This window comes from Psychroserpens damuponensis (genome assembly GCF_000826655.1).
Classification (GTDB): domain Bacteria; phylum Bacteroidota; class Bacteroidia; order Flavobacteriales; family Flavobacteriaceae; genus Psychroserpens; species Psychroserpens damuponensis.
On the sequence record NZ_JXJO01000070.1, the window covers coordinates 1 to 3,356 of the forward strand.

General features: G+C 30.1%; 5 protein-coding genes. All 5 read left to right on the forward strand.

Going from position 1 to position 3,356, the window contains the following annotated elements; genetic code table 11:
* Positions 1 to 223 precede the first annotated feature (223 nt).
* The 5 genes from TD29_RS17400 to TD29_RS17420 all read left to right on the forward strand — a co-directional run bounded on the left by TD29_RS17400 (position 224) and on the right by TD29_RS17420 (position 3,219).
* Complete coding sequence (locus tag TD29_RS17400) at positions 224 to 769, forward strand: hypothetical protein (protein WP_161792634.1); 546 nt, start codon at positions 224 to 226, stop codon at positions 767 to 769.
* A gap of 185 nt (positions 770 to 954) precedes the next feature.
* On the forward strand, positions 955 to 1,188 hold the full coding sequence (locus tag TD29_RS17405; RefSeq protein WP_040282803.1) for a hypothetical protein: 234 nt from the start codon (positions 955 to 957) through the stop codon (positions 1,186 to 1,188).
* Positions 1,172 to 1,474, forward strand: coding sequence for a type II toxin-antitoxin system RelE/ParE family toxin (locus TD29_RS17410; protein ID WP_040282805.1), 303 nt, complete (start codon positions 1,172 to 1,174; stop codon positions 1,472 to 1,474). The genes TD29_RS17405 and TD29_RS17410 overlap by 17 nt, the downstream gene beginning before the upstream one ends.
* Before the next feature lie 165 nt (positions 1,475 to 1,639).
* Positions 1,640 to 2,494, forward strand: a complete 855-nt coding sequence (gene tcmP / locus TD29_RS17415; protein WP_040282806.1) for a three-Cys-motif partner protein TcmP — start codon at positions 1,640 to 1,642, stop codon at positions 2,492 to 2,494.
* Positions 2,494 to 3,219 (forward strand): DUF5131 family protein, encoded by a 726-nt coding sequence (locus TD29_RS17420; RefSeq protein ID WP_040282808.1) that lies wholly within the window; start codon positions 2,494 to 2,496, stop codon positions 3,217 to 3,219. Before tcmP ends, TD29_RS17420 begins: the two co-directional genes overlap by 1 nt.
* Positions 3,220 to 3,356 lie beyond the last annotated feature (137 nt).

A 3,356-nucleotide genomic window follows, 5' to 3' on the forward strand; every position in this document is an offset into this window, starting at 1 on the left:
TTCCTTGCGGAAAATCCCTGCACTTTTGCTATCTTTGGTTATTAACTCGGAAAAATCTTGACGATTTTTCCGTAACGAAATCATACACAAGACCGTTACCTCACATATGAACAAACCGAAAATTGAATTACAGATTTTATTATCATTCTGTCTTATAAGCTTTATAATTTTTCAATCTTGTGAATCAAATAATAGCGGAAAGAAGATAACGGAAGACTCTAAAATGATTAAGAAAAAAGAATACAAATATAAAAAAAAATGGCTTGAATATATCAGTTCCCATAAAAACACAATCGAAAAAGTAGAAGTTTATCTAACTAAAGATAAAGATACAATCTATCAACAATACAAATTTTACAAAAATAAAGTCTTGGATTCTACCAAAAGCACCTTTTACATTTTGGAATTTAATAAAAGAGGAGAAAATGAATATTATGGAAGAGTTTATTTTCATAATAAAGACGACTATGAATTTAAAAGCCCAATAATAGAAAAGAATTTAGGATTGGCGTTCTTACATTCAAAAAGAGATACGACAAAAGTTTGGGACTTTGAATCAAAAAATAAGGATTATGTTGAATTTGAATATACTCATACAAATGACACTTTAATCGGAATGTTATATGAAACAAGACTTTTGGACACTATCATAAATGGAGAAAAGATGATCAGAATTCTTGAAACTGGAATCCCGATTGATAATATGCCAAAAACGGATAATCCTTTCATTGAGGTGTTTGATTTGGATGAAAATAAATACGTGAGGTAACAACGTGTATATTTAATTGCTGGTTTTGTGTGTATTCGGAAAATCCTACGGATTTTCCTCTGGTTCGTTTTCTTTTGCTAACTTAGTTCCTGCCAACGCAACTAACCATACACGAACACGTTATGCAACAGTTAAAATCACCCTCAAAAATTGAATATTTAGATTAAATTTGTAAATTTGATATTATGGATTTAAGTTTAGAAAATAAAAAAATTGAATTAATTCAATGGTTATCTACTTTGAATGATACTTCTCTGATTGACAAACTAATGAAATTAAGAGAGAAAGAGAAAAACGATTGGTGGAATGAAATTTCTGCAAGCGAAAGAGAGTCTATTGAAAAAGGAATTAAAGATGCTGACAACGGAAAATTGACTTCTCACTCAAACGTCAAAGAAATTTATGAAAAGTGGTTATAAAATTCTGTGGACTGACCACGCAATATCTGAACTAAAAGAAACTATTGAATATCTTGAGAACAAATGGACTGAAAGAGAATTAAGAAGATTCTCTGCAAAATTAGACCATACAATAGAACTGATTTCAAAATCACCAGAAATTTTCCCAGTATCATTGGAGAAAAAAAATATCCGAAAAGCTGTAGTCGAAAAACACAACAATCTTTATTACCGAATTAATAAAAATTCCATTGAGATTATTTCTTTGTTTGCAAACAGAAAGAATCCGAATAAGAAAAAGCTATAAAACCGTTGCATAACACCGTGTATAATTCATTGCTAGTTCAAGCCTACTTACGAAAGTCCTCGCGGACTTTCTATCTGTGATTTATTTGCTAACTTTAGTGCTTAAATACGCAACGAAATCATACACAAAACCGTTGCCAACAATACAAGAATAACCGTAAACTAAATGAATAACTTCGGAGGAGATTGGACAGAATCAAAAATTGAAATCCTTGTAGAATATGCACAAGCATATTTATCAATTATGAATATTTACGCAGATAAATATAATTGGAAACTCTTATATTTTGATGGCTTTGCAGGTAGCGGATTTATAGAAAAAGGGAATGATGAAAACCGAAAAGTTATAATCGGAGCAACTAAAAGAATTCTCGATATTGAAAATCCAAGACCATTTGACAGATATTATTTTGTTGAGAAAGAACCTGAAATTGCAGAAGAACTTATCGAAAAAGTTATAAATAAATATGACGATAAAATAATAAACGTAGCAAATACAGATTGTAATGAAAAAATACAGTCTATGGGCAATTTTCTTAAATCTAAAAAAGGAAAGAATTATAAAGTCCTTGCATATATTGACCCTTGTGGAATGCAGTTAAAGTGGGAATCTTTAATGGCTTTACAAGAATTGAAAGTTGATGCGTGGATTTTGGTGCCAACAGGTATGGGAGTAAATAGATTATTAAAGAAAGATGGGAAAATTTCAGATGCTTGGATTGAAAAACTTGAAATTTTTCTTGGTTTACCAAAAGAAAAAATAATTGAATATTTCTACTCTCAAAGTGTTGTTCCTACTCTATTTGGCGATGAAATAGTAACAAATAAAAAAGAGAAAGCAATTGAAAAATCAGCGGAATTATATCAATCAAGACTAAAAGAATTATTTAAATTCGTTACAAATCCTTATATTTTAAAAAATAAATCTAACTCAACAATGTTTCATTTCTATATGGTTTCAAATAACAAAAATGCTGTTAAAATAGCGAATGAAATAATTAATAAATATAACAATCAATAATGGCTCAATCAAGTATCGAATGGACAGAAATGACTTGGAATCCTACAACAGGATGCTCTAAAGTTTCTCAAGGTTGTAAATTCTGCTATGCAGAGATTATGTCCAAAAGACTAAAAGCAATGGGAGTTGATAAATACAAAGATAATTTTGAAGTTAGAACGCACGAAAAAGAATTAAAGACACCTTATACTTGGAAAAAAGCTAAAATAGTTTTTGTTAACTCAATGAGTGATTTATTTCACGAAGAAATTCCGTTAGAGTTTATAAAGAAAGTTTTTAAAGTAATGAATGAAAATCCACAGCACGTTTTTCAAGTTTTAACTAAAAGAGCTGAAAGATTATTAGAAGTTCATAAAGAATTAAAATGGTCGCATAATATTTGGATGGGAGTTTCAGTTGAGGAACAGAAAGTAGAAAATAGAATTGACTTTTTAAGAAAAACTAATGCAAGAGTTAAATTTCTTTCTTTAGAGCCTTTAATTGGACCTTTACCAAATTTAAATTTAAAAAAAATAGATTGGGTAATAGTTGGTGGAGAAAGTGGTCACACACCAAGACCAATGGATGCTGATTGGGTAATTGATATTCAAGAACAATGTGAAAAAGCTGATGTTGCTTTTTTCTTTAAACAATGGGGAGGAAAAAACAAGAAAAAAAACGGAAGAGAATTGAACGGAAGAACTTATGATGAAATGCCTGAAATAGAATTACAACATAGCGTTTGAGAAAGTACTGTTGGCAACACCGTGTATAATTCATTGCTAGTTATTGCTTACTTACGAAAGTCCTCGCGGACTTTCTATCTGTGATTTATTTGCTAACTTTAGTGCTTAAACCACGCAACGAAATCATACACAAACAC